Source organism: Ideonella sp. P3_A4, assembly GCF_056403075.1.
This window is the reverse complement of sequence record NZ_JBFUGE010000769.1, coordinates 1-2,558: the sequence shown is the minus strand read 5'-3', so window position 1 is coordinate 2,558 and position 2,558 is coordinate 1. Positions and strand designations below refer to the sequence as shown.

Below are 2,558 nucleotides of genomic sequence, written 5' to 3'. Positions count from 1 at the left end.
CCCAAGCTCCAACTCGCTGACCCAGTGTGCGAGCTCGCTGTCGGCCGGCAAATAGGGCGGCGGCGGGGCGTCTCCCAGGTCACTGGACAGCTGCTGGAAGTGCTGCTCCAGGCGCAGGTTCAGCACCTGCGCCAGCCAGTCCAGCTCCAGGCCCAGTGCCTGGGCATGCGAGGTTTCAGCGCCATTCCACATGCAGCGCTCCTTGCATCCAGGGCAGGCGGATCGTCTGGAAGCTCCAGGGCAGGCGGTCCAGCAGCACGTCGAAGCCGCGTGTCTGCACACGCAGGTGCCAACGCGGTGGCTCGTCGGCCGGTGTCTTGTCGCGCTGCAGGCGGCCTTCGCGCTGCAGGAAGGTCTCGCGCAAGCCCGCCACCGAGGTGTGGCCAACAGCCTTCCAGTGCGCGATGACGGCTTGCAGCAGTTGCTCCAGCAAGGTCACCGTGTCGGGCGGCAGCGGCTCGACCTCGGGCAGCAACTCGGCCGGCTGCACGCCGCACAGCAGGCGCGACAGCACGGTCTGCGCCTCGTCCACCGGGCCGGCGCCATGGCACAGCGTCTGCAGGCATTGCACGGCTCGGGCCTGGGCTGCGCTGTCGATGAACCGGCCTTGCTCGATCAGCCGCTGCTGCTTGAACAGGCGCTCGGCGTAGGCGGCCAATATCACTTGGCCCGCATCACCGACCCAGATGGGCTCGTTCGCCAGCGGTGCCGGTGCCGCAGGCAGGGTCGTCGGAATCTGCTCAGCCTGGTAGTGGTTGCGCAGCGAAGCTTCGTCGGGCGACAGGCCCTTCACGAACAGGTAGTGGCACAGGCGCCGCCAGTGCTCCTGGACGAGGGCGATCGGCTCACGCAGCACGCTGCCCAACCATTGCTGCAGACGGCCGGCGCGTTGCTGCAGGCGTTGCGCGGCGGGGCCGAACTGGGCCCGCAGCATCTGCCAGCGGCGCGATTCGTCGAACAGCTGCAACCAGCGCTGGCAGGCGCTGTCGGTCTCCAGCAGGCGGGACAGGCGCAGGCGTTGCGGCCAGGCCCAATGGCCCTCACGGCACTGGCGTTCGAGGCTGCGCAAGGCCTGGTCGAGACCTTGCCGGGGCGATACGCTGGGTGCCGGTGGCGTGGGGCGCTCACGCTCGCGTCGTTGACTGAGTGGCGGATTGGGTTGGTGGTCGTGACGATCGTCGCGGGGGTCCTCGCGCGTCGGGCGGGCCGGTGCGGGGACGTTGTCGCGGTCAGCACGGAACGAGTTAGGCGTGGTTCGCCGATCGGCCTCGCTGTCGCCCAGCCACTGGGCCCAGGCGCGTTGCCACAAGGCCTGCCAGGCGCTGTGGCTGTCGGGCAGGCGCTGGCCCTCGGCCAGGCGTTGCAGGCAGGCCTCCATCAGCAGGGCTTGCAACCGGCCGAGACCGGGGCGCCGTTCGGCGGGGGCTTCGCGTTGCAGGCGCAGCGCGGTCTGGCGCAGCGAGTCACTCCACTGCGACGCGCCCGGCGCCGGGTGGCCGGGCACCGTTCGGCCTGCAGGGCTCATCGCGGTGAGCAGGGTGCCCAGGTTCTCGGGCGTCAAGCAATGCGACCACATCCGGCGTTGCCGGCGCTCGTCTGCCCACTGCAGAAGACGTTGGCGCAGCGCTGACGGGTGGGCGGCTGCCAGGCGGCTCAGCAGCGTGGCAATGCGAGCGCTGTGGCTGGCACTGTGGCGGCGCGGGCGCGACAGCGCTTCGTGCAACTGCTGCAAGCCGGCTTCCCAGGTGCGGGTGGGCCGGTCGACGTCCGCAGTCTCTTCGCCCGCGGCCGATGTCGGATTTAGCGATGGCAGCGCGATCAGGTCTTGCAGCAGCCCGCCAGCTTGTGCCTGGGCGTTGGCTGCATGCGGCAAGGCCGACAGCATCGACAGCCACGACGGGCCGATGTGCTGGGCCAGGGCCTGGCGAAGTGCACTCAGCAGTTGCAATCGCCGGCCGGTGCCCAGCGCACTGCCGCGGGCGCCCCACAGGGCGCGCAGGCCCGCGGTGCGCAGCGCTTGCTGCAGACGCTCGCGCTGGTGGGCGCTGAGCCAGCCATGGGCTTGCAGCGGGGCGAGGGCCGTGTCGTCCAGCGTCTGCAGGGCCTCAGCCAACGGCGCGTCGCGTTGTGCGAGCAGCGCCTGCAGGCCGTGGTGCGGGCTGATCTGGGCCAGGCGCTCGAGCATCTGTTCGCGCTCGGGGTGGCTCTGCAGCGCAGTCCACAACCGTGGGCCATTYGATCGTGCGAGCCGTTCGAGCCACTTCGACACGGCATGCCGGCCGGGCAGCGACACGCCCCAGGGCAGGTGGCCGTTGAGCAGGTAGAACAAGAACTGGTCGATCGCGTGCAGCCGCGCAGAGGGCTGGCTCGGTGCGGGTGCGCGCTGGCTGGCGCGCAAGAGCGCCAGGTCCAGTGCCTCGTCCAGCCGCGCGGCCCACTGGTGCTCGTCTTGGTGGCGCGACAGGCGGCCCAGGTCCAGCTCCAACCGGTCGATCTGCCAGGTCCGGCCAGCGAGGTCATGCCGATCGAAGCGCGCTTCGATGTGGCGCAACCCTTCA

The 2,558-nt window shown here is 70.5% G+C and carries 2 protein-coding genes; both read right to left on the bottom strand.

What is annotated here, in order from left to right:
- The coding region (locus tag AC1DYI_RS32435; RefSeq protein WP_477208229.1) for a hypothetical protein at window positions 1-192 on the bottom strand (192 nt) is incomplete at its 3' end.
- The coding region (locus AC1DYI_RS32430) for a contractile injection system tape measure protein (protein WP_477208228.1) at window positions 176-2,558 on the bottom strand (2,383 nt) is incomplete at its 5' end. The genes AC1DYI_RS32430 and AC1DYI_RS32435, both read right to left, overlap by 17 nt.